18 protein-coding genes are annotated in these 20,984 nt (G+C 69.3%); 13 read left to right on the forward strand and 5 right to left on the reverse strand.

The window, feature by feature from the left end:
• Positions 1–33 precede the first annotated feature (33 nt).
• The 3 genes from ACFV6E_RS09835 to ACFV6E_RS09845 all read right to left on the reverse strand — a co-directional run bounded on the left by ACFV6E_RS09835 (position 34) and on the right by ACFV6E_RS09845 (position 5,896).
• Entirely contained in the window at positions 34–3,180 is a 3,147-nt protein-coding gene (locus ACFV6E_RS09835) for a DUF3427 domain-containing protein (RefSeq protein WP_385460297.1), read from the reverse strand.
• Between the two features lie 175 nt (positions 3,181–3,355).
• Positions 3,356–4,366: a hypothetical protein gene (locus ACFV6E_RS09840; RefSeq protein ID WP_385460299.1), complete on the reverse strand. Its 1,011-nt coding sequence runs from the start codon at positions 4,364–4,366 to the stop codon at positions 3,356–3,358.
• Positions 4,367–4,423: 57 nt separating this feature from the next.
• Entirely contained in the window at positions 4,424–5,896 is a 1,473-nt protein-coding gene (locus ACFV6E_RS09845) for a beta-1,6-galactanase (RefSeq protein WP_385163635.1), read from the reverse strand.
• A 303-nt stretch (positions 5,897–6,199) separates the two neighbouring features.
• On the opposite strand from ACFV6E_RS09845, the gene ACFV6E_RS09850 reads away from it, so the two are divergent.
• From ACFV6E_RS09850 to ACFV6E_RS09885, 8 genes are all read left to right on the forward strand, one after another.
• Complete coding sequence (locus ACFV6E_RS09850; RefSeq protein WP_385460301.1) at positions 6,200–6,436, forward strand: DUF3311 domain-containing protein; 237 nt, start codon at positions 6,200–6,202, stop codon at positions 6,434–6,436.
• Positions 6,437–6,474: 38 nt separating this feature from the next.
• On the forward strand, positions 6,475–7,959 hold the full coding sequence (locus ACFV6E_RS09855) for a sodium:solute symporter (protein ID WP_385460329.1): 1,485 nt from the start codon (positions 6,475–6,477) through the stop codon (positions 7,957–7,959).
• A 46-nt stretch (positions 7,960–8,005) separates the two neighbouring features.
• Positions 8,006–8,314 carry a DUF6412 domain-containing protein gene (locus ACFV6E_RS09860; protein ID WP_385163630.1) on the forward strand — a complete coding sequence of 103 codons (309 nt, stop codon included), beginning with the start codon at positions 8,006–8,008 and terminating at the stop codon, positions 8,312–8,314.
• Positions 8,315–8,436: 122 nt separating this feature from the next.
• Entirely contained in the window at positions 8,437–9,204 is a 768-nt protein-coding gene (locus ACFV6E_RS09865; RefSeq protein WP_385460331.1) for a YidC/Oxa1 family membrane protein insertase, read from the forward strand.
• A 492-nt stretch (positions 9,205–9,696) separates the two neighbouring features.
• On the forward strand, positions 9,697–10,458 hold the full coding sequence (locus ACFV6E_RS09870) for a TauD/TfdA family dioxygenase (protein ID WP_385460303.1): 762 nt from the start codon (positions 9,697–9,699) through the stop codon (positions 10,456–10,458).
• A gap of 32 nt (positions 10,459–10,490) precedes the next feature.
• The gene (locus tag ACFV6E_RS09875) at positions 10,491–11,471 is read left to right on the forward strand and encodes a hypothetical protein (RefSeq protein ID WP_385460305.1); all 981 of its coding nucleotides are present in this window, start codon (positions 10,491–10,493) and stop codon (positions 11,469–11,471) included.
• A complete protein-coding gene (locus tag ACFV6E_RS09880; protein WP_385460307.1) occupies positions 11,471–12,280 on the forward strand; it encodes a hypothetical protein in 810 nt (269 codons plus the stop codon). Before ACFV6E_RS09875 ends, ACFV6E_RS09880 begins: the two co-directional genes overlap by 1 nt.
• Before the next feature lie 31 nt (positions 12,281–12,311).
• A complete protein-coding gene (locus ACFV6E_RS09885; RefSeq protein WP_385460309.1) occupies positions 12,312–12,761 on the forward strand; it encodes an NUDIX domain-containing protein in 450 nt (149 codons plus the stop codon).
• A gap of 161 nt (positions 12,762–12,922) precedes the next feature.
• Here the strand turns inward: ACFV6E_RS09885 and ACFV6E_RS09890 are convergent, their stop codons facing one another.
• Together ACFV6E_RS09890 and ACFV6E_RS09895 are read right to left on the reverse strand one after the other, a co-directional pair.
• Entirely contained in the window at positions 12,923–13,423 is a 501-nt protein-coding gene (locus ACFV6E_RS09890) for a heme-degrading domain-containing protein (RefSeq protein WP_385460334.1), read from the reverse strand.
• 59 nt (positions 13,424–13,482) lie between these two features.
• Complete coding sequence (locus tag ACFV6E_RS09895) at positions 13,483–14,673, reverse strand: Gfo/Idh/MocA family oxidoreductase (RefSeq protein WP_385460311.1); 1,191 nt, start codon at positions 14,671–14,673, stop codon at positions 13,483–13,485.
• Positions 14,674–14,721: 48 nt separating this feature from the next.
• Between ACFV6E_RS09895 and ACFV6E_RS09900 the strand changes: the two genes are divergently transcribed.
• The 5 genes from ACFV6E_RS09900 (at position 14,722) to ACFV6E_RS09920 (ending at position 20,940) form a co-directional block, all read left to right on the forward strand.
• Positions 14,722–16,008, forward strand: a complete 1,287-nt coding sequence (locus ACFV6E_RS09900; RefSeq protein ID WP_385460313.1) for an ROK family protein — start codon at positions 14,722–14,724, stop codon at positions 16,006–16,008.
• Between the two features lie 741 nt (positions 16,009–16,749).
• Positions 16,750–17,544: a hypothetical protein gene (locus tag ACFV6E_RS09905; RefSeq protein ID WP_385460315.1), complete on the forward strand. Its 795-nt coding sequence runs from the start codon at positions 16,750–16,752 to the stop codon at positions 17,542–17,544.
• 142 nt (positions 17,545–17,686) lie between these two features.
• The gene (locus tag ACFV6E_RS09910; RefSeq protein WP_385170684.1) at positions 17,687–18,466 is read left to right on the forward strand and encodes an HAD-IIA family hydrolase; all 780 of its coding nucleotides are present in this window, start codon (positions 17,687–17,689) and stop codon (positions 18,464–18,466) included.
• A 177-nt stretch (positions 18,467–18,643) separates the two neighbouring features.
• A complete protein-coding gene (locus ACFV6E_RS09915; protein ID WP_385460317.1) occupies positions 18,644–19,363 on the forward strand; it encodes a hypothetical protein in 720 nt (239 codons plus the stop codon).
• Positions 19,364–19,926: 563 nt separating this feature from the next.
• Entirely contained in the window at positions 19,927–20,940 is a 1,014-nt protein-coding gene (locus ACFV6E_RS09920; RefSeq protein WP_385460319.1) for a glycoside hydrolase family 6 protein, read from the forward strand.
• Positions 20,941–20,984 lie beyond the last annotated feature (44 nt).

The following is a 20,984-nucleotide window of genomic DNA, read 5'->3' on the forward strand; positions in this document are numbered from 1 at the left end:
GACGCTAGCTGATTGCTCTGACACTGTGCACGGTCAACTAGCTTGCGTGATAGCCGCATACGTCCAGACATCAGCCGGAAGTTCGTGATCCAACTGCCACGTGATCCCCATCGGCTTGCTGCCCTTGTGATCTTCGTAGGTCGCGGGCCCGAGGAGCATCCACGGCTGTGACTTGTTAATGTCGGTGCTCTTGTAACGGCGCATAAACAGCAGGACATGGCTTCCCTGCTGTTCATGATGTTGGTAGCGCAGACCCGTTGGAGAGTTTTCTGCCGTCGCGTTCTGGGACTCCCAGTGGAAGAGCTTGGGGCTCAGGGCGTAGTCCTTGTAGCGCACTGTGGGAGAGAAGTCCTTCTCGTTCTTCTCCAACGTGATGAGCAAAGCGTCGGTCTTGATCTCCTCCACCCACTGGACACCCTGAGCGAAGGATCGGGGCATCTGGCCGCCGAGGCGGGCCACGCCGAGCCCGGCCAAGATTTCGGACCGGTTGTAGGAGCTGTGGATCATCAAGGGAACGTGGCGGTGGCTTTCTGGCAGTGGGATGGGGAAGTGATCGGCCTGCTGCATGACGTGCGACAACACCTGGCGGAGTTCGTCACGGAATGCCGGCTGGTCGCGCAGCGAGTTGAGTCCCTGCTCGTAGCTGGTGAACCCGCCTGCGTTATCCCACAGGTTGAAGAACAGCATGCGCGCGTACGTCTGGTTGGTGGGGTCCAGCTCTTGGTAGGGCGGAGCGTCATCGGCGAGGAGGCGAAGGTATGCCTGGGCGCGGTCAGGGTCGTCTACGTGCAGGAAGGCGTGTACGCGCTTTAGGAGAGCTGCTTCGTCAGAAGGGGCGAAATCTGCAAGCGCACCTGTCTTCCGGAGTACGGTTGTCCACGAGTTGTCGCCCTTGTAGAGCTCCTTGATTTCGCGTCGACTCTCTTTGAGGTAGTCCTCAAGCCGCGGTGTGTTATAGGCACGCACCTCGTTGACCAAGGTCTTCACCGTGGCGCCAAGCTGAGTGCGAATATTGTCGAGTACGAGATCCTTTGACTTGCCTTCCAAGATGATCTGGCAGCCAGACGGGAGTTGCGGGAAATCGTGCTCGATGTGGTCAACGAGGCGGTTGCGTGAGAGGTTCGTCAGGGCTCGGAACTGCTCCTCGAAGCGGAACTCTTTCCTGTGCTGGCCAATAAAGTCCAGCACGGTCAGTACCGGCTTTGAGTTAGTGCGGCGAAGTCCTCGGCCAAGCTGCTGGAGAAAAATGGTCGCGCTGTTGGTGGGACGTAGGAGCAGCAGTGTGTCCACGTCCGGGATGTCGAGACCTTCATTGAACAGGTCGACGGAGAAAATCGCCTGTAGATTGCCGTCGCGGAGGTCGGCAAGTGCTTGAGCCCGCACGGCGGGCGAAGATTCGCTGTCCAGGGCCACTGCCCGGAAGCCAGCCTCGCGGAAGAACTCGGCCATGAAGCGAGCATGTGACTTGTTTACGCAGAAACCCAGTGCGCGCATTGCTTCTGGATTTGAAACCTTATCTTGAATTTGCTTGACCACGATGCGAGCGCGCGCGTGATTGCCTGTGTAGAGGTTACCTAGATCGCTGTCTGCGTAGGTTCCCTTGTTCCACCCTAGGCTCGTCAGGTCGGTGCCATCAGGAATTCCAAAATAATGGAATGGGCATAGTAGGTCGTTCTCCAGCGCCTCCCACAGTCGCATCTCGGCCGCGATACGGCCATCGAAGAACTCATCCTGCACGTTGAGCCTGTCCATGCGCTCAGGCGTGGCGGTCAGGCCCAACAGTTGCTTCGGCCGGAAGTGGTCGAGCACTTTTCGGTAGGTTGCGGCAGTTGCGTGATGGAATTCGTCGATGACGATGATGTCGAAGTGGTCAGGCGCCAGTGTTTCCAAACGCTTAACGTTGAGAGATTGGACGCTCGCGAACACGTGATTCCAGTACTGAGGTTCTTGGCCCCCGTAGAGGAGTTCCCCAAAAGATGCGTCATCAAGGACCTCACGGTATGTGCGGAGGGACTGCCCGAGGATCTCCCTACGGTGAGCCACGAACAACAACCTTGGTTGCTTGACGTCTTGCTTCGTGCAGAGACTCCGGTAGTCCAAGGCGGCCATCACGGTCTTACCGGTGCCGGTGGCAGCGACCAGCAGATTACGATTTCTGCCGCGTATCTCGCGCTCGACGCGGAGCCGTTCCAGCATGTCTTGCTGATGAGGAAAAGGGCGTACCTCAAGACCTGAAAGATTGATCTTTAGGTCCGCTGTAGGTGCAGTTCCGCTTGCTTGTGCCAGGGCGTGATCGAGACGGTCGCTGTGCAAGTCAGGGTCGTACTTCTCGAACGCGATGTCGTTCCAGTACGCATCGAAGGTTGCCTCGAACTTGTCCAACACTGCGGGTGTTGCGATGGACGACAACCGTACGTTCCACTCCAAGCCATCGAGGAGCGCTGCTTTCGAAAGGTTGGAGCTGCCGACGTACGCCGTGTCGAAGCCGCTCCTCCGGCGGAACAGCCACGCCTTCGCATGTAGGCGCGTGGAACGGAGTTCGTAGTTGATCTTTACTGTGGCGCCAAAGTCACGAACCAGGCGGTCCAGGGCGTGGCGATCGGTAGCCCCGATGTACGTCGTGGTGATGACGCGAATCTCCACGCCCCGCTCTTTCGCGGCGCGCAGGGAGTCCTCCAGTACCCGAAGCCCGTACCACTTCACGAAGGCGCAGAGCAGGTCGATGCGGTCGGCTGTTGCCAGCTCTGCTCGCAACTCCGTCCCCAAACTGGGGTCTTCCGGCGAGTTAGTGATCAGTGACGTTTCCGAAAGCGGAGTGAGTGGGCGCATCGCGTAGACCCCGGGAGCCTCTTGCTCAGCGAGAGCCAGCAACTGCCGCGGGCCGTCAACGATGCTGCTCGTCGCTTCGAGGTTGTGCTCGTCCGGTGCCGCAGCGGCCAGCGATTCCAGGATGCGATTGGCAGCGGCAACCCGCTTGTCGTGCGGTAGTTGGCTTAGCGTGCGTCCAACTACCTCTCCAATGTGGCGGGCCAAGACGTGAGGCGAGGACTCTGGGCCAACCTCGCCGTCGATGGCCTTCCAACCAGCGGATTCGAATTGCTCCAGCTGAGCACGTACGTCGTCGGTGACCAACTTCTCGTACACGCCTGCAATCGGTTCCGGCCCCCCAGCCTGTGCCACGCTTACTCCTCATACTCTCGCGATCCTCGCGCCACCACTTGAGTCAACTTGTGCCGCTGTGGATCTGTTCTAACAGCAGCTGCTGACATGCGAGGGTTTTGCGCTGAATCGTGATTGTTTTGGAGGATTGCGTCTGGGGGCTGGGGGTCCTCCGGGGCCCGTCGGTGTCGAAGGGTTACGCCCCGTGACACCCCTCGTAAGCCCGCCCCAACCCGCACCAGCAATCCGCCCCCCGCTCCGGCGGCCAAGTCACCGCCAACCCCCGCGCCGCCAGCGTCGTCGCATACTGCGGCAGGAGCGCGACGTCTGCCGGGGACGACGCCTCCGAGGCCGCGAACGCCTCGTACGACGGGACCGTGCCCGTGACGATGCCGAGGTTCGGGGTGCCGGAGGTGGAGAGTTCGCGGAGGGACGCTTCTATCGTCGCGAGGTGGTCGGCGTGGGACGGGTACTCCTCGGACAGGGACGGGTACGCCGTGGTGAGTTCCTCCAGCTCATCCTCCGGCCAGTGCAGGACGGCGACAGGGAACGGGCGGGACAGGGCCTCGCGGGCCGTGGTCAGCTCTGACTGGAGGCGGGCGATCTCGGCCTGGAGCTCGGCGGGGTTGTCGGAGCCGAGGGACCAGACGCGTTTGGGGTCGTGTAGCTCGTCCAGGGAGACCGGGGCCGTGTGCAGGGTGTCGGCGAGGGCGTCCCACTCGTCGTGCGGCGCGCCCAGCATGCGGCGGACCCGGTGGCGGCCGAAGAGCAGCGGGTGCGTCGCGTACGGGGGCTCCGCCACGTCCGTCAGCAGCAGCCGCGCGCCCTGCGTGAACGTGTCCTGCGCCGCCTCCAGCTCGTCGTGCGTCTCCAGCGACTCCGCGACGATCACCCAGGCCGCCGGGTCCCGGGGGGCCGCGGCCCGGACGCCGTCGATGATCGCGCGGGCCTCCGCCTCGTGCCCGTACTCCCAGAGGTTCGCCGCCTTGAGTGCGCGTACCAGGTGGGGGTTGTCCAGGGGAGTGGAGGCGGAGAGCAGGCTGTCGTACAGGGTGGTGGCGCGCGGGCGGTCACCGGACAGTTCGTGGTGGGCGGCGGCCTGGAGCAGGAGGTGCTCGGCGTCCTCGGGGTACAGGCCGGCGGTCCGCTCCAGGCGTGCCGCTTCGGCGTTGTGATCGACGTTCTCGGCTGGCGTGTCGGGGCGCATGATGCACACCGTACTGCCGGTCCCTGACAAAAGGAGAGGGCAGGAGGCGCACCCCTTCTACACCGTCACCCCGTCGATCTGAAGCGTCTGCACCGCCTTCGCCGCGAACGGCACCGCCACCGACTTTCCGCTCAGGTACGTGTTCGCGTACGCCGCGTACGCGTCGCCGCCCGTCGTGACCGTGTTCCAGCGGGGGACCAGACCGCCCGAGCCGCCGGTGACCGTGGTGAAGCGGGAGAGGTCGAAGGTCAGGGTCTGGGAGGTTGTGGCCGTGTTGAGGGCGACTATCACCAGGCGCTTGGCCGTCGCGTCGTACGCCGCCGCCGCGTAGCTGACGCCCGTGTCGATGATCCGCATGCCGGGGCGGATGTGCCGGCTGAACTGGGCCATGACGTGGTACTTCGTCTGCACGGTCGTCGGCTGGAGGGTGCTCTGGTCGTACGCGATCATCGCCCAGCCGGTCGAGGGGTCCATGACCTGCCAGTAGACCCAGGCCGTCGGGTGCAGCCAGCGGAAGTCGTAGAGGAGATTGAAGGCGAGGGTGTAGCCGGTGGCGTCGCTGTCGCCCGTCTCCGAGTTCCAGAGCTTCTTGCCGGACGTCGTCACCACATCCGCGTAGAGCGCGTCCCGGCGGCCGCCCGAACCCTGGTAGCCGTGCACGTTGACCTGGCTGACCAGGGCCTTCGTCGAGGAGCCGAAGGAGGCCCAGGTGGCGCGGGCGGTGTCGTAGTTCGTCTCGTCGGAGGCGGAGACGCGTACCCCGGTGAGGCCGCGGGCGTCGAGTTCGCTGCGCATGTACGGCAGTACGGCGGCCTGGACCGCGGGGTCGAAGTGGCAGCCCTCCTGGGTGCCGGTGGCCGTCCACCAGGACGAGGCCGGCTCGTTGAAGGGGTCCACCGTCGCGAAGTTCACGCCCCAGTTGTTCTTGGCGTACAGGGCGGTCGCGGCCAGGTGGGAGGCGTGCTGGCGGTAGTTCCAGGTCTGGAGGTTGTTGCCGCCGTCCGCGGCGCCCGAGGGGTTGTGGTTGCCGCACATCCACCACATGGGGCTGTTGGCGAACAGCTCACTGACGGCGCCCCGCGCGGTCGCCTTCTGGAGCATGGAGCGCTGGTTGGCGTCGGCGCTCCAGTCCCAGGCCGAGGACGCCGGGTCCTCGTTCGTCCAGTCCTGCCAGTAGCCCTCGATCTGCTTGAAGGCCGGGATGTTCGGCGAGGCCACCATGCTTTCGCCGTTCACGCTGTTCCAGCTGCACGCGCCGAGGTTGTAGCGGGCGATGTTCAGGCCCAGGCCGGGCAGCGTCCTGCCGCTGTACGTCACGGACTTGGTGGTGAAGAACGCGTCGGCGAAGTCGTCCCGTGCCCCGAAGACGTTCGCCCACCAGGCGAGCGACGTGCCCCAGCCCTCCCAGGTCCCGTACGACGTCGACGGGTTCACCGCGATCGTCGCGTCGGCCCGCGCGGTGCCCGTCGCCAGGGCGCCGCCGAGGAAGGTGCCGCCCGCGGCGGCCAGCAGTGTTCTGCGTCGGATCATGACGTCTCCGTCTCCGTGTCCGTCTGCGTTTCCGTCCCGGTCTCCGTGACGCACGGCCGCCGGCCGCGATGCTCCGCCGGCCGACCTGTGTGTCGTGCGCATGCCATGCAGTACTCGCCTCAGGAAGCATCGAGTGCGGCGCACGGGTTGTCGAGGGGTTGGACGGTGATTCTTCCAAGGGTTGTGAGAAGGGTGAGGACAAGGGAGGGCCGCGTCCGCTGAAGACCCCGGGCCGCGTCGGCCGAAGGCCCCGGGCCGCGTCCGCCGAAGGCCCCACGCCACCCCTCGCTAAGGTCGTACTCCGTGACCGCACGCCCGGCGGAAGACCGCCCTCCCCGCCCTCCCCGTCTGCACCGCCTCTGGCTGCTCGCGCCCTTCGTCCTCTACCTGGGTGCCCTGCCGTTCGTGAACCGGGTCGACCCCGTGCTCCTCGGGCTGCCCTTCCTCTTCGTCTGGCTGCTCGGGGCTACCGTCCTGACGCCGCTCGCCGTATGGCTGACCTGGCGGGGCGACAACAAGCGTGAGAGCGGGCGGGCGTGAGCAACTCCACCGTCGCCACCACCGTCTTCGCCGTCTTCATGGCCGTCACCGTCGCCCTGGGGCTGCTCGCCGTGCGCGGCACCAAGAGGGGCCGAGGGGCCGGGAAGGGCGGGCTCGCCGAGTGGTCCGTGGGCGGGCGGAGTCTCGGGGCCGTGTTCATCTGGGTGCTGATGGCGGGGGAGTCGTACACCAGCTTCAGCTATCTGGGCGCCGCGGGCTGGGGCTACAACTACGGCGCCCCGGTCCTCTACGTCGTCGCCTACATGTCCTGCGGCTACGCGGTGGCCTACCTGGTCGGCCCCATGTTCCACGGGTACGCGCGCCGCCACGGCCTGGTCGGCATCACCGACATGGTCGCCCACCGCTACGGCCGCCCCTGGGCCGGAGCGCTGATCGCCGTCCTCGCGACCGTCTGCCTGCTGCCGTACATCCAGCTCCAGCTGACCGGCATGGGCGTGGTCCTGTCCACCATCTCGTACGGCGCCGTCAGCCTGAACTGGGCCTACTTCGTCGCCTTCGCCGTCACCACCGCGTTCGTCGTGGTCAGCGGCCTGCGTGGCAGCGCGTGGGTGTCCGTCCTCAAAGACCTGCTCGTCATCGGCACCCTCGCCTTCCTCGTCGTGTACGTGCCGACGCACTACTTCGACGGGTACGGCGACTTCCTCGGCCGGCTCACGACGGAGAAGCGGGAGTGGCTGACGCTCCCCGGGCACGGCGGGGAGGCCAGCGGTCTCGGCGTCTCCTGGTTCGTGACCACGTCGCTCCTCAACGCCCTGACCGTCGTCATCTTCCCGACCACCGTGGCCGGTTACCTCGGCGCCCGCGACGGCGACGCCCTGCGCCGCAACGCCATCTGGCTGCCCGCGTACAACGTGCTGCTCTTCGTACCGATGCTGCTCGGCATGGCCGCCCTCTTCGTGGTCCCGGGGCTCACCGGCGCCGACTCCAACCTCGCCCTGTTCAAGCTCGTCGTCGACTCGCTGCCCGCCTGGTCGGTCGGCGTGATCGGGGTCGCCGCGGCCCTCTCCTCCATCGTCCCGATGGCGGTGTTCATGCTGGTCATCGGCACGATGTGGGGCCGCAGCGTGCTCTCGCTCGTGCCCCGCTGGCGGGCCCAGCGGACCCAGAAGCTCGCCTCCCAGACGGTCGTCGTCATCGCCGGCGCACTCGCCCTGCTGCTGACCTACACGGCCCCCAACACCCTCGTACGGCTCTCCCTCATCTCGTACGAGGGCATGGCGCAGCTCGTGCCGATGCTGCTGCTCGGCCTGGTCTGGCGGCGGTTCACGCTCACGGCGGGGCTCTGCGGGCTCGCGGCCGGGGGAGCGCTGGTGTGCTGGCTGGTGTTCAGCGGCCGTGACCCGGTCCTCGGCCTGAACGCCGGGATCGTCGCCCTCGCGCTGAACCTCGTCGTGGCGCTCGCGGTGACGTACGCGGGAGCGGGCGACCGGCGCGACGAGCGGCCCGACGAGGAGGTCCTCGCGATCGACGCGGCCGACCCCGTCGCCGCCGATCCTGTATAACGGCAAGGAGCCGTATGTTCGAGTGATTCGAGTGAATGGGGGGCCGGTGAACCGTAGCTGGGTCAGCCCGCGTCCCGTCGTCGCCCTGTTGCTCCTCCTCGCCCAGGTCGCCCTGCTCGACGCGGGCAGCCTCTCCGCCGCCGTCGCCTTCGCCGCGACGGCCGCGGCCGGGTCCGCGCTCGCCGCCTGCGCGCTGATCGCCGCGCGCAGCGTGCCCGCCGTCCCGCCCACCCGGGTACGGACGGCCATCCGCGACCGCGCCCGCCGTACGGCGTTCCTGCCGCAACGCGATCCCGACGCCCGCGGCCGTACCCGGCCCCGCGCACCCGGACGGGCCCTCCCGACGGCCGCGTAGGGCACGCTCCTTCCCTTCTCTCCCTTGCCCCACGCGGGTCGTCATGCCGACGCAGCACGTCTTCATCCGGCACGACGAGACCCCCGGAGGGCTCACCCATGTCGTCTTTGCTGTCCCCTGTCATGTCCGTCTTCGCGCACCTGGTCGGGTATCTCGCCGATCTGCTCCAGCCGCTCGCCCACGGCTCGGCGGCGGCCGCCGCGATCGTCCTGTTCACCGCGCTCGTACGGCTGCTCGTGCACCCGCTGTCCCGGGCGGCGGCGCGCGGGCAGAGGGAGCGCGCCCGGCTCCAGCCGCGGATCACGGCGCTGCGCGAGAAGCACCGCGAGAGCCCGGAGAAGTTCCAGAAGGCGCTGATGGAGCTGCACGCCGAGGAGAAGGTGTCGCCGCTCGCCGGGTGCCTGCCCGTGCTCTTCCAGCTCCCGGCGTTCTTCCTGCTCTACCACCTGTTCTCCAGCTCGGCCATCGGCGGCGAGGCCAACGAGCTGCTCGGGCACCGGCTGTTCGCGGCGCCGCTCGGCGGCCGGTGGGCGGACGCGCTCGGTGACGGCGGCCTCTTCGGCCCGGCCGGTCTCGTCTACCTGGGCGTCTTCGCCGTCGTCGCCGTGGTCGCGACCTTCAACTACCGGCGCACCCGGCGGACGATGACGGCCACTCCCGCCGCCACTCCCGCCGCCTCCCCGGCCGCCGGTGACCAGCAGGTGCCCGGCCTCGGCGCGCTCACCAGGGTCCTGCCGCTGCTGTCCTACTTCACCCTCTTCACCGTCGCCGTGGTCCCGCTGGCCGCCGCGCTGTACGTGGTGACCAGTACGACCTGGAGCGCGGTGGAGCGGGCGGTGCTGTACCGGGACATGCCGGGCGCGGCGCCCGCGGCGACGGCGCTCGCCTGACCGGGGCCTTCAGGAAGACGGTGGTCGGTTGCCGCCGGGAAGACGGTGGTCACGGTCCAGTGGGTGTGGGTCAGGCTTTAGCGGGCGTGCTCGGTGCCGGAAGGCCGGAGGCGAGAAGGGCGCGGCGATCGGCGTCGTACCAGGTGCCGAAGTCGCGGCGGGCGCCGCGTGGCGCGGAGTGAGCAACACGCTGAAGTGACGATTCACCGGTGAGAGTTGGGCGGACCTTTCGCAATTCACGCTACTGAGCCTGGCTGAACGGGCCTACCGTGAACCGTGACGATGTCGGTGCGTACGGTGACCGTCTGGAGCTTGTCCGGTATGTCCGGCGCACCCGGAGGGTTGGGGCGGGAACCGGCGTCGCACCCCTCGGCCGATACGAGAACGCCGGTGTGACCTCGATCAGCAGCAGCCTGTTGTCTGGCTGACGGGACCCGTTTCGCTACCGCGCCGGTGGCTACGATCCGCTGAGGAGGGCTTGGGGGCACGCTTATGAAGATCGTGAGTCGCTCGGGGAGGCCGCTGGGTGAGCACGGGGTGCTTCCTTCGCTGATGCGGGAAGGCATCGTCTTCCTGTCGGAGACGGACCGCGATGAGGTGATCGAGAGGTTCCGCGGTGTGCTGACCGCCTGCCGGCACCCGCACTCGCCTGACACTCCGTGGACAGTGATCGGGCCTTGCCCGGAGACAGGGAGGCCGCCTGGGACGGACGGGTTCACGCACGAGGCTCTCACGCCGCATACCGATCGCAGCATCGTGGACGCTCCTCCGGCCGTCCTCTGCTTTCTCATGCTCGAGGAGGCGGCAGTCGGTGGGCATGCGCTGCTGGTCGACACGGCATCCCTGCTGTGGAGATACCGTCCGGACGCCTTGCATCGCATCGCAGACGATCTGTGGCTCACCGACCGTGCTCATCTGTGGCGCCGGAAAATAGTGGAGATCGACCGAAGCGGCTACACCGTAATCCGGTACCGGGATGACGAGGTGGCACGGCCGGAGGCGAGATCCCGATTATCTGAATCGCTCATTCTCGGTCTGCGCAGTGAGATCCGGCGCACGCCTGAAATCAACCTGCGGTCAGGCCAGGGATATATGATCCATAATCACAGGGTTCTCCATGGGCGGACTTGTTTCGCGGGAGTGAGGAAAGGGATCAGGATCCTTTTCCGGGTCGACTGCGACTCCGCATATCACGCCCTCAATAAGGGATTCATGTTTCGTCGGCACGGCAGTCTTCCAGAGGGGGACATGTGATGGCTCCGTCTTTCTATTCAAGCAGGGGTGAGGTGGAGGTTGCCCTGAGAGCCCTGCCGCCCACCAGTGACCCAGAATTTCTGGTCGAGATCCGTAGGGTGATCGATCGGACGAGAAACCCGGAGCGGACGTTCCGGAGAATCTGCGAGGACGTTTCCAGGCCGGCCGCATTACGTTTCTGTGCTCTGTATGCGGTTCTGTTGCGGCTGCGGCGAGAGGAAAGGCTGTCGGAGTACGCGGATCTGGTGAACAGGCATGAGAGGGAGTTCGGGAGTGAGCCTTACTTCCATACTTTCAGGGCTGTGATCCTCCGGCTGGAAGGAGAACTCGCCAGTCTGCTCCAGGCCATCGAGCACTCCCGGGAGGCGGCGCGGTTGCTGGCCGACGTCCCGGGCGTCCAGCACCAGGTAGCCGAATTCATCGCGGAATATCTGGAGCGCCGAGACGCCCCGCCCGGCCCGAGAGAGCTGGACGAGGCCGAGGCGTCGGTCGACCGTGCCATCACCCTGTCCTACGGGCGCATCGCTCATTACTTCGAGACGAAAGCGCGAATCCTGTGCCTGAAGGACGATTTCGACACTGCGCGCAGCCTTGTGCGGAGGGCCATCGAACTCGAACCGAGAGAAGGTATGGACTATTTGCGCAGGATTTCTCAGTATCAGACGACACGAGTGAAGATCGATGTTTTCTCGCAGCGGTCGGAGTGGATCAGGTCGCGGGACTCGTTCCGTGAAGAGATGAGCCAGTTCCGGACGCAGCAACTCGAACTGTTGGGACTGCTGGCCGGTGTGGTCGCTTTCGTGGCCAGCACGGCCAACGTCGCAAGTCAGGCTTCTGGCGCGGTGGCGGTGCGGCTGGTGACCGCAATGGCCGGGGCCTTGGTACTTGTGTTTTCTGCCTTCTCTCTCATGATCAATCACAGCTTGTGGCGGCGTGTTGCGCTGGCTGCTGCGCTAGGGTTTCTCCTTCTCGTCACTGGGTTGTTGGCTCCGAGCTGGCTGGTGCGTATCTGATGTTGAACATTCTGGACGCCGTCATTTCCGCCGGTAACGCGTCGCGCCCGAACGAAGACAGATACGGCTGTTCCGGTGACTGGGCCTGGGTGATCGACGGGGCCACCGACCTGGAACCCGATGCGTTCATGTCCGCACCCTCGGACGTCGTGTGGCTGGTCGACCATATGGGTGAACTGTTGCAGGAGGAGGGAGCGAAGGACCGAGGGCCAGGAGCGGGCGATCTGCTGCACGCGCTGGCCCGGCGGGTCGGCGACGACATGAGGGCGCTCGGGTTCCCCGCCGACCGCATCCACCCCACCTGCTCTGTCGGCCTCCTGCGCGCCGGCCCCGACGGCATCGAACTCGCCCGGGTCGGCGACCCGACGTGTCTCGCCTTCGGCCGGCGCACGATCGAGGTGTCGACCACGTTCTTCGGCCGCCGTGAGGCCCAGGCGATCGAGCGGGCGAGCGGTGCGGATCTCACCGACACCGACTCGCGTGACGGAATCCGGAGGCGTCGGCAGATGTACATCAGGGGCGCCTTCGAGGAGTCGGTCTTCTCCGGCCACCCTGACGCTGTGCTGCACATCCAGACCGAAACCCTCGGTCCGGGCCAGGCGGACTACGTGCTGCTGTGCACGGACGGTTTCGCCAGAGCTGTCGTCGACTACCACATCTACCCCGACTGGCGGGCGCTGCTCCAGGAGGCGCTGGAGTCAGGACTGTCGGCCGTGCTCGACCGTGTCAGGAACCACGAGACGAAGGCGCTCAGTAGTGCCCATTTCAAGAAGTCGGACGATGCGACGGCCCTGCTCATTCGCGTGTGAGCAGGAGAGTCGAGGAAGGATGAGCTGAACCGTGGGAGACACGAACCAGCCGTATCTCGTTGAGCGAAACCCTGGCTACTTCGAGTATCAACTGCCCATCTCGGTCAAGATGGTGGTCGAGGTCCAGGGGAAGATCCCCCTTCTCAAGAATGAAAGGGAGGAGTGGGAACTCCCTGGCGGAAAACTGGAACTGGGGGAGACCGCGAAATCCACGGTCCTCCGGGAGGTGCAGGAGGAACTGACGCTCGAACCTCAGCTCCTCAAGGGGGTCACCATCATCGACTCCTGGGTGTACGAGATTTTCCCGCACCGGCACGTCTTCGTCGTCAGCTACGGAGCGGAGTACACCGGCACGAGGCAGCCGAAGCTGTCGCACGAGCACAAGGGGCTGGGCCTCTTCGAGTATGAGGAGGTGCCTGGCCTCACCATGCCCGAGGCGTACAAGAAGACGATTGCCGCGTGGCGAGTCATGCGTCGGTGAGGCCCGGGACAAGTCGGCGGTGCCGGAGCTGACAGGTGGACGCCGCGTGACGTGGGGGACAGCGGCACGCCGAGTCAGTCATGCCTTGTGGAGTGCTGTTCAGCTGGACGGCTCGTCGGCTCGTCGGCTCGCGGTACGCGCGGGCCGGTGACGACTGCGCGTCAGGCGCTCCTGAAGCGCTCCAGGGCCTCCACCACCAGTGCGTGGTCCTCGGTCTGTGGCAGTCCGGAGACCACCACCGTGCCGATGACGCCCGCGCCCTCGACGGTGATCGGGAAGGCGCCGCCGTGTGCCGCGTACACGTCCGGGGCGAGGCGGGAGGACTCCTCGAAGGTCGTGCCCTTGGCGCGGAAGCGTGAGCCGACCAGGTACGAGGAGCAGCCGTAGCGCTCGACGACCCGGCGTTTGCGGTCGATCCAGGCGTCGTTGTCCGGCGTCGAGCCGGGCAGCGCCGCGTGGAAGAGCTGCTGGCCGCCGCGGCGGATGTCGATCGCCACCGGCGCGCGGCGCTCACGGGCGAGGCCGACCAGCAGCGAGCCGAGCGCCCACGCGTCGTCGTACGTGAACCGGGGGAGCGTGAGACGCCGCTCCTGCTCCTCCAGCTCGGCGATGGTCGGGGCGGTCGCGGTCGCGGTCGCGGTCGCGGTGGCGGTGGCGGTCACGGCCGGGGCCGGGGTAGGGGTAGAGGTGACCGGGGTGGTGCCCGGTGCGTTCCGGTCGCTCACAGGGTCACCACCTCGCCGTCGCGGGCGGAGCGCCGCGCGGCCTCCAGTACGTCGAGGGCGGCGGCGGCCTCGTACGCGGTGACCGGGTTCGGGCCCTCGCCGCGGAGCGCGTCGACGACGGCCGCGTAGTACGCCGGGTAGTCGCCGGGCAGCGTCGGCACCGGGCGACCGCCGCCGGTCACCGGGGACTCGCCCGCGCCGAGGCGCCCCCACAGCGACTCGGGCTCGACGCCCCACGCGCCGTCGTCCGTGGGCCGCTCGCCCTCGCGCAGCGCGGCCTCCTGTGGGTCGAGGCCGTACTTGACGTAACCGGCGTCCGAGCCGAGCACCCGGAAGCGGGGGCCCAGTTGGGCGGTGGTGGCGGTGACGTGCAGGTGGGAGCGGACGCCGCTGACGTGGGTGAGCGCGATGAAGGTGTCGTCGTCGGCCTCGGCGCCGGGGCGGCGTACGTCCGACTCGGCGTACACGTGGGTGACCGGGCCGAAGAGGGTCAGTGCCTGGTCGGCGACGTGGCTGCCGAGGTCGTACAGCAGACCGCCGATCTCCGCGGGGTCGCCGGACTCGCGCCAGCCGCCCTTCGGCTGCGGGCGCCAGCGCTCGAAGCGGTTCTCGAAGCGGTAGACGGTCTCGCCGAGCTCGCCCTTTTCGAGGAGGCTGCGCAGGGTCAGGAAGTCGTTGTCCCAGCGGCGGTTCTGGAAGACGGAGAGGAACAGGCCGCGCTCGTCGGCCAGGGCGGCCAGCTTCCGGGCCTCCGCCGCCGTACCCGCGACGGGCTTGTCGACCACGACCGCCAGCCCTGCTCCGAGGGCGGCGGTGGCCAGCGGGACGTGCGTCTTGTTCGGGGACGCGATGACGATCAGGTCCAGCTCGCCGGCGCGCGCCCAGAGCTCATCGGGCGCCGTGGCGAACCGGAGGCCGTCGCCGAACTCGGCGCGGGCCTGCGCCTGCCGCTCCGGGTTCGAGGTGACGACCGTGTCGAGGGCGAGGCCGGGGGTCGCCGCGATGAGCGGGGCGTGGAAGACGGAGCCCGCGAGACCGTAGCCGATGAGGCCGACGCGGAGGGGGGTACCGGGGGCGGGGCCGGTGCCGGAGGCGGAGGCGGGGCCGGTGCCGGTGCTGGTACCGGATTCGGTGCCAGCACCTGTGCCTGTGCCTGTGCCTGTGCCGTTCATGCTGCTGCCTGTCATGCGCTCCACTTTCGCAACGCTGTTGCCAAAGTGCAAGCGCGGGGGACAATGGCGTATGTGAACAGTGGGCGTGGAGAGGATCGAGCGGCGGCGTCGGTGGCGTCGGTGGCGGCGCGCGGCGGCGGAGACGGGGCGACCGGGGTGAACCGGCCGGGCGTGAATCTGCCCGCGCTGCGCAGCCACAACGCGGCGCTCGTGCTCGACCTGCTGCGCACCGCCGACCCGGACGGCATCAGCCGGCTGGAGGTCGCCGAGCGGACCGGGCTGACCCCGCAGGCCGTCAGCAAGATCACCGCGCGGCTGCGGGCCGAGGGCCTGGCGGCGGAGGCGGGCCGCCGCGCGTCGACCGGCGGCAAGCCGCGTACGGTGCTGCGGCTGGTGCCGGAGGCGGGCCACGCGGTCGGCCTGCACCTGGACCGGGACGAGCTGACGGCCGTGCTCTGCGACCTCACCGGCGCGGTGGTCGCGCGGCGGCGGGCGCCACTGGACTTCGGCGCGGGCGCCGATCCCGTGGTCGAAGCGGCGGCACGGGAGGTGGTGGAGCTGATCCGTTCGGCACCGGCGGTGATACCTGGCGGACAGGTCGGCCCACTGGCGCCTGAGCAGGGAGGTGCCGGAGTCGGGGAGACGGGCCGGCTTCTGGGGGTCGGTGTCGCGCTGCCCGGGCCGCTCGATCACGTCCGTGGAGTGCTGCACCGCGTCACCGGGTTCCCCGAGTGGGACGGCTTCCCGCTGCGGGACGCGCTGGCGCGGCGGCTCGGCGTACCGGTGGCCGTCGACAAGGACACCAACGCCGCCGCCCTCCGCCTCGCGGTCGCCGACGCGGCGGACGCGGGCACCGGCACCGGCACCGGCACCGGCACCGGCACCGGCTCCTTCGCGTACCTCCACCTCGGTACCGGGCTCGGGGCCGGACTCGTGATCGGCGGGGCGCTGCACCGGGGGGCGCGGACCGGCGCGGGGGAGTTCGGGCACCAGGTGATCCAGCTGGACGGGCCGCCCTGCGAATGCGGCAACCGCGGCTGTATCGAGGCGCTGTGCCTCGCCGCGGTGGCGCGCGGCGCCGTGGCCGACGCCGCCCGCGTACTGGGCGAGGGCGCCGCGAACCTCGCCGCGCTGCTCGACATCGACCTCGTCCTCCTCGGCGGCCGCACCGTCACCGCCCACGAGGAACCCTTCGTACGAGGGGTGGGCGCCGTCCTCGACGAGCGCGCCCGGCGAAAGGGCCCGGCCGCGGCGGTCCCGGTCCGGCTCGCCCCCGGCGGCGCCCGCGTGGTCGCGGAGGGCGCGGCCCAACTCCTCCTGACCCCCCTCTTCGGCCGCGCGGAGGGCTGACGAGTCTTGCGAGGGCCACCGGGCTGCCGGGCCATCGGGCTGCCGGGCCGTTGGGCTGCCGGGCCGTTGGGCTGCCGGGCCGTTGGGCTGCCGGGCCATCGGGCCGCTGGGCCGCTGGGCCGCTGGGCCGCTGGGCTGCTGGGCTGCTGGGCCGCTGGGCTGCCGGGCTGCCGGACCACCGAGCCGCTGGGCCGCTGGGCCATCCGGCTGCCGGGTCGCTGGGCTGCCGGGCTGCCGGACCACCGAGCCGCCGGGTCGCTGGGCCATCGGGCTGCCGGGCTGCCGGACCACCGAGCCGCTGGGCTGCTGGGCCGCTGGGCCATCCGGCTGCCGGGCTGCCGGGCCGCTGGGCCGCTGGGCTGCCGGACCACCGAGCCGCTGGGCTGCCGGGCCGCTGGGCCGCTGGGCCGCTGGGCCATCCGGCTGCCGGGCCATCCGGCTGCCGGGCCGCCGGGCCGCCGGGCCGCTGGGCCATCGGGCTGCCGGGCTGCCGGGCTGCCGGGCCGCCGGGCTGCCGGGCAACGCGGCAACGGTCGCGCCGACAGCCCGCTCGGCCCAGGGACGACCCCGCCGGAGCCGATCGAGAGGACTCCGCCCCGCGGCAACCCGGCCGGAGCCGATCGAGAGGACTCCGTCCCGTGGCAACCCGGCCGCAGCCGATCGAGGGGACCCGGGCCGCCGTTGCGGCACGCTTCGGGCCGGGGAGTCCGGGACCGGCGCCCGCCGGGGCAGGTAACCGGCATGCGACTGCGCGCGTCCCCCTGCCCCGCCCTCGCCCCGACCCTCACCCCCGCTCTCACCCTCGCCCTCGCCCCGACCCTCACCCTCGCCCTCGCGGTGGCCCTGGCCTGCGGCCCCCTCTCCCACACGGCCCGCGCCGACAACATCCCCGCCCGCGCCCCCACCTGCGCCGGACCCGACAGTCGCGTCTTCCCCCTCACCACCCGCGTCCACGGCGGGCCGGACGGCTACGAGCCCGGCGGTGGCGACGGCACCTGGTATCTCGACCTCACCAACACCACCGCCCGCCCTTGCGTGAACATCCACCCCGTCGTCGTCCTCGTCGACGACCACCGCACCCTGCGGCCGTCACAGGTGCGCCTCGAGTTCTACGACGGGAGCCGCCCGCACGCCGTACCCCTGGTGCGGACGGAGGACGACGAGCTGATCGGGGTGTTCGACGGCGGTCGGCCCGGCGTCACGGTCGGTCCCGGCCGCACGCGCACCGTGAAGGTGCGCCTCTCCGTCACCTCCGCCGCGACCGCCCCCAACGGCGTCGTGGCCAACGCGGCCGTCGTGCAGCGCCGCGAGGACGACGGCGACTGGGTCGGTCAGTCGAACGACTACCGCTTCCGTATCGGCGACCGGGTACGAGGTGACTCACCGAGCGCTCAGGAGCTGGCCGGCACCGGCTCCCGCCCGAGGCTCCCGACGACCGCGGCCCTCGCCTGCGCCCTGCTCCTCGTCACGTGCGGCACCTGCCTGACGGCCTGGGGCCGCGCCCTGCGCAGGCCCCGCTCCCCGCACTACCGCTAGCCCCCCGTGATCCGTGATCCGTGATCCGTGATCCGTGATCCGTGATCACTGTTCGAGATCCGTTCCCCCTGGCGGGGGGCCGTGAGCGGGAAGTGATCGATAGGCTGAGGCCGACGCAGCACCGCGTACGGCAGGAGACGGCATGGCAGAGCGCAAGCCCATCGAATCGTGGCTCACCGACATGGACGGTGTGCTCATCCACGAGGGTGTGCCGATCCCCGGCGCCGGGGACTTCCTCAAGAAGCTCAAGGATTCCGGCAAGCCGTTCCTGGTGCTGACGAACAACTCGATCTACACCGCCCGCGACCTGCACGCCCGGCTCCGGCGCATGGGCCTGGACGTCCCGGTGGAGAACATCTGGACGTCCGCGATGGCCACCGCCAAGTTCCTGGACGACCAGCGGCCCGGCGGCACCGCGTACGTCATCGGCGAGGCCGGGCTGACCACGGCGCTGCACGACATCGGGTACGTGCTCACCGACCAGGAGCCCGACTACGTGGTGCTCGGCGAGACCCGTACGTATTCGTTCGAGGCGATGACCAAGGCGGTCCGGCTGATCAACGCCGGGGCCCGGTTCATCTGCACCAACCCGGACGAGACCGGGCCGTCGCAGGAGGGGCCGCTGCCCGCCACGGGCGCGGTCGCCGCGCTGATCACGAAGGCCACCGGCAAGCAGCCCTACTTCGCGGGCAAGCCGAACCCGCTGATGATGCGGACGGGGCTGAACGCCATCGGCGCGCACTCCGAGAGCAGCGCCATGATCGGCGACCGGATGGACACGGACGTACTGGCCGGTCTGGAGGCGGGGATGGAGACCTTCCTGGTGCTCACCGGCCTGACCACCACCGAGGAGATCGAGCGCTACCCGTACCGGCCGTCCTCGGTCGTGAACTCCATCGCGGACCTGGTCGAGCGCGTCTGAGCCCCGCCCGGCACCGTCTCCCGCGCGGCTGCTCACGCGGCTGAGCCCCGTCCGGCACCGCTTCTCGCGCGTTCATGCGCGCGGCGGCGGTTTTACCCCCGAACGGAGCAGCCGCCCGTCCCTCCGGGTGCGGTCCGGCCTCCGGGGGAGGAGCCTCCAGGTATCTGGAGGTTCACGATGAGTTCATTGCGGCTCACTCTCTGTGCGGGCGCGGCGGTCGCCGTCGCGCTCGGCCCCGCGGCCTACGCGGGCGACGCGACCGGCACAACCGACGCCATCAGGACGACCGACGCCATCAGTACGCGCGGCACGGTCGTTTCCCTGACCCCGGCCGCCCCCGCTCCCGGCGGCGCCGTCACGCTGCGGGCGGCGGGGTGCGCGGGCGGTTCGGCCACCGCCGAGTCGACGGCGTTCGTCACGGGTGCCCGGCTCACCCGGCCCGCCGGCGGCAGAGCCGCCCTGGCCGGACAGGCGCGGGTCCGCCCGGCGCTGCGGCCCGGCACCTATCACGTACGGGTCGGCTGCACCGGGCACGAGCGTCACTTCGATGCCACGTTCAAAGTAGTCCGCAACGACCGGGACGACCGGGACGACCGGGACGACCGGGACGACCGCAATGACCGGGACGACCGCAGCGACCGCAGCGACCGCAGCGGTCGGGACGACCGGGCCGCCGGGTCCGCGGCGTCCGCCCCCGCCGCGCCGGTCGAGCCCGTACGCGCGGGCGGCGCGGGCGACGTAGGCGACGTGGGCAGCGCCCACTTCGCCACCGTCGACACCCGCTCGACCGGCCCCGGCACCCGGCAGACCGTGGTCGGTCTGGTGCTCGCGGCGGTCGCCGCCGTGGCGGTCGCGGTGCGCAGCGCCCGTCGTGGCCGAGGGCGCGAAGAACGGTGAACAACCTGGCCCGGTCGGCGGCCCGCTCCCCCCGGAGCCGCCGACCGGGCTGGTCCTCGACCGCGCGTGCACGGGCTGCGGGAGTAACCCGGCGTCCGGCGCGGGAGGCCTCGAAGCTCAGGACAGGCGTGACGAGCGCTGTGCTCGGCCGGGGGCCGGGGCCGTTTGTGACGACTCTAGAACGGATGACAGCTCTGGCCTAGGGGGGGTTTGACGCCAAGTCTGCGACTGGTCGCGTTCCGTGATGCGTGCAGGTGGGCGAGGGTCGGGCGGTGCGGGGCGGTCTCCGGGGCGGTACGGCGGAACGGCCGGTTCCTGTGGGCGGGCGACGCCCGGCGGAGGATCGGACGAGACGCGGGGAAGGCCCGGACGAGACCCGGACGAAGCTCGGTGGAGGCCCGGACGAGGCCCGGACGAAGCTCGGCGGAGGCCCGGACGAGGGTCGGTGAAGGTCCGGACGGCGGCGCTGTAACAGCTAGCCGACAACGAGCGGACCACCTCGTGGCGGTGCGCCTCCTATGTCACGATTGGTACTTCTGACGGTGCACCCAAGGGGGAGTTGGATGTACGGCAGCAGGGGGGTCGGGGCAGGCGCGTGTGCGGTGGCGGGAGCGGTACTGCTGCTCGCGGGATGCTCCTCGGGGGGTGACGGCGACGGCGAGAAGGGCGGCGGTTCCGCCATCTCGCAGCGGCCGGCGGGCTCGGACCCGTACTGGGTCAATCCGGACGGCAACGCGGCGTTGCAGGTGGCCGCGTACGTGAAGGCGGGGAAGAAGGACGACGCCGAGCAGATCCGCAAGATCGCCGAGCAGCCGACCGGCGAATGGATCGGCCCGGAGAACCCCGAACAGGAGGCGCGCGGCTTCACCGAGGCCGCCGAGAAGGCCGACCGGTCGGCGCTCCTGGTCCTCTACAACATCCCGCACCGCGACTGCGGCCAGTTCTCCCAGGGCGGCGCCGCGGACGGCGACGCCTACCGGACCTGGATCGAGGGGGTCGCCAAGGGCATCGGGGACCGGCCCGCGACGGTGATCCTGGAGCCGGACGCGGTGCTGCACCTGGTCGACGAGTGCACGCCCGAAAAGTTCCACGAGGAGCGCTACGACCTGCTCAGCGGCGCGGTCTCCACACTCAAGACGCTGAAGAACACCAAGGTCTACGTGGACGCGGGCAACGCGGGCTGGGGCCACCCGGACGGGATATACGAGCCGTTGCGGCGCGCGGGCATCGACCGGGCCGACGGTTTCGCGGTCAACGTCTCCAACTTCTACTCCACCGACGACTCCATCCGGTACGGCAAGCAGTTGTCGGCGAAGGTCGGGAACAAGCACTTCGTCATCGACACCAGCCGCAACGGCAACGGCCCGTACACGGACGGCGATCAGGACGAGAACTGGTGCAACCCGCCGGGGCGCGCGCTCGGCGAGTCGCCCACGACCAAGACCGCCGATCCGCTGGTCGACGCCTACCTGTGGGTCAAGCGGCCTGGCGAGTCGGACGGCACCTGCAAGGGCGGCCCGAAGGCCGGCGACTGGTGGCCGTCGTACGCGCTGAAGCTGGCGAAGGCCACCGACTAGCCCGCCCGTACGTGGCTGGGGGCGCCCTTCGCACGAAGGGCGCC

Source organism: Streptomyces sp. NPDC059785 (assembly GCF_042732375.1).
In the GTDB taxonomy this organism is placed as follows: domain Bacteria; phylum Actinomycetota; class Actinomycetes; order Streptomycetales; family Streptomycetaceae; genus Streptomyces.

Excerpts from the sequence above, each read along its gene's own strand:
- ACFV6E_RS09840 (WP_385460299.1), bottom strand. The coding sequence starts at position 4,366 with ATGCGCCCCGACACGCCAGCCGAGAACGTCGATCACAACGCCGAAGCG.
- ACFV6E_RS09845 (WP_385163635.1), bottom strand. The coding sequence starts at position 5,896 with ATGATCCGACGCAGAACACTGCTGGCCGCCGCGGGCGGCACCTTCCTC.
- ACFV6E_RS09855 (WP_385460329.1), top strand. The coding sequence starts at position 6,475 with ATGGCCGTCACCGTCGCCCTGGGGCTGCTCGCCGTGCGCGGCACCAAG.
- ACFV6E_RS09865 (WP_385460331.1), top strand. The coding sequence starts at position 8,437 with ATGTCCGTCTTCGCGCACCTGGTCGGGTATCTCGCCGATCTGCTCCAG.
- ACFV6E_RS09870 (WP_385460303.1), top strand. The coding sequence starts at position 9,697 with ATGAAGATCGTGAGTCGCTCGGGGAGGCCGCTGGGTGAGCACGGGGTG.
- ACFV6E_RS09880 (WP_385460307.1), top strand. The coding sequence starts at position 11,471 with ATGTTGAACATTCTGGACGCCGTCATTTCCGCCGGTAACGCGTCGCGC.
- ACFV6E_RS09895 (WP_385460311.1), bottom strand. The coding sequence starts at position 14,673 with ATGACAGGCAGCAGCATGAACGGCACAGGCACAGGCACAGGCACAGGT.
- ACFV6E_RS09900 (WP_385460313.1), top strand. The coding sequence starts at position 14,722 with ATGGCGTATGTGAACAGTGGGCGTGGAGAGGATCGAGCGGCGGCGTCG.
- ACFV6E_RS09905 (WP_385460315.1), top strand. The coding sequence starts at position 16,750 with ATGCGACTGCGCGCGTCCCCCTGCCCCGCCCTCGCCCCGACCCTCACC.
- ACFV6E_RS09910 (WP_385170684.1), top strand. The coding sequence starts at position 17,687 with ATGGCAGAGCGCAAGCCCATCGAATCGTGGCTCACCGACATGGACGGT.
- ACFV6E_RS09915 (WP_385460317.1), top strand. The coding sequence starts at position 18,644 with ATGAGTTCATTGCGGCTCACTCTCTGTGCGGGCGCGGCGGTCGCCGTC.
- ACFV6E_RS09920 (WP_385460319.1), top strand. The coding sequence starts at position 19,927 with ATGTACGGCAGCAGGGGGGTCGGGGCAGGCGCGTGTGCGGTGGCGGGA.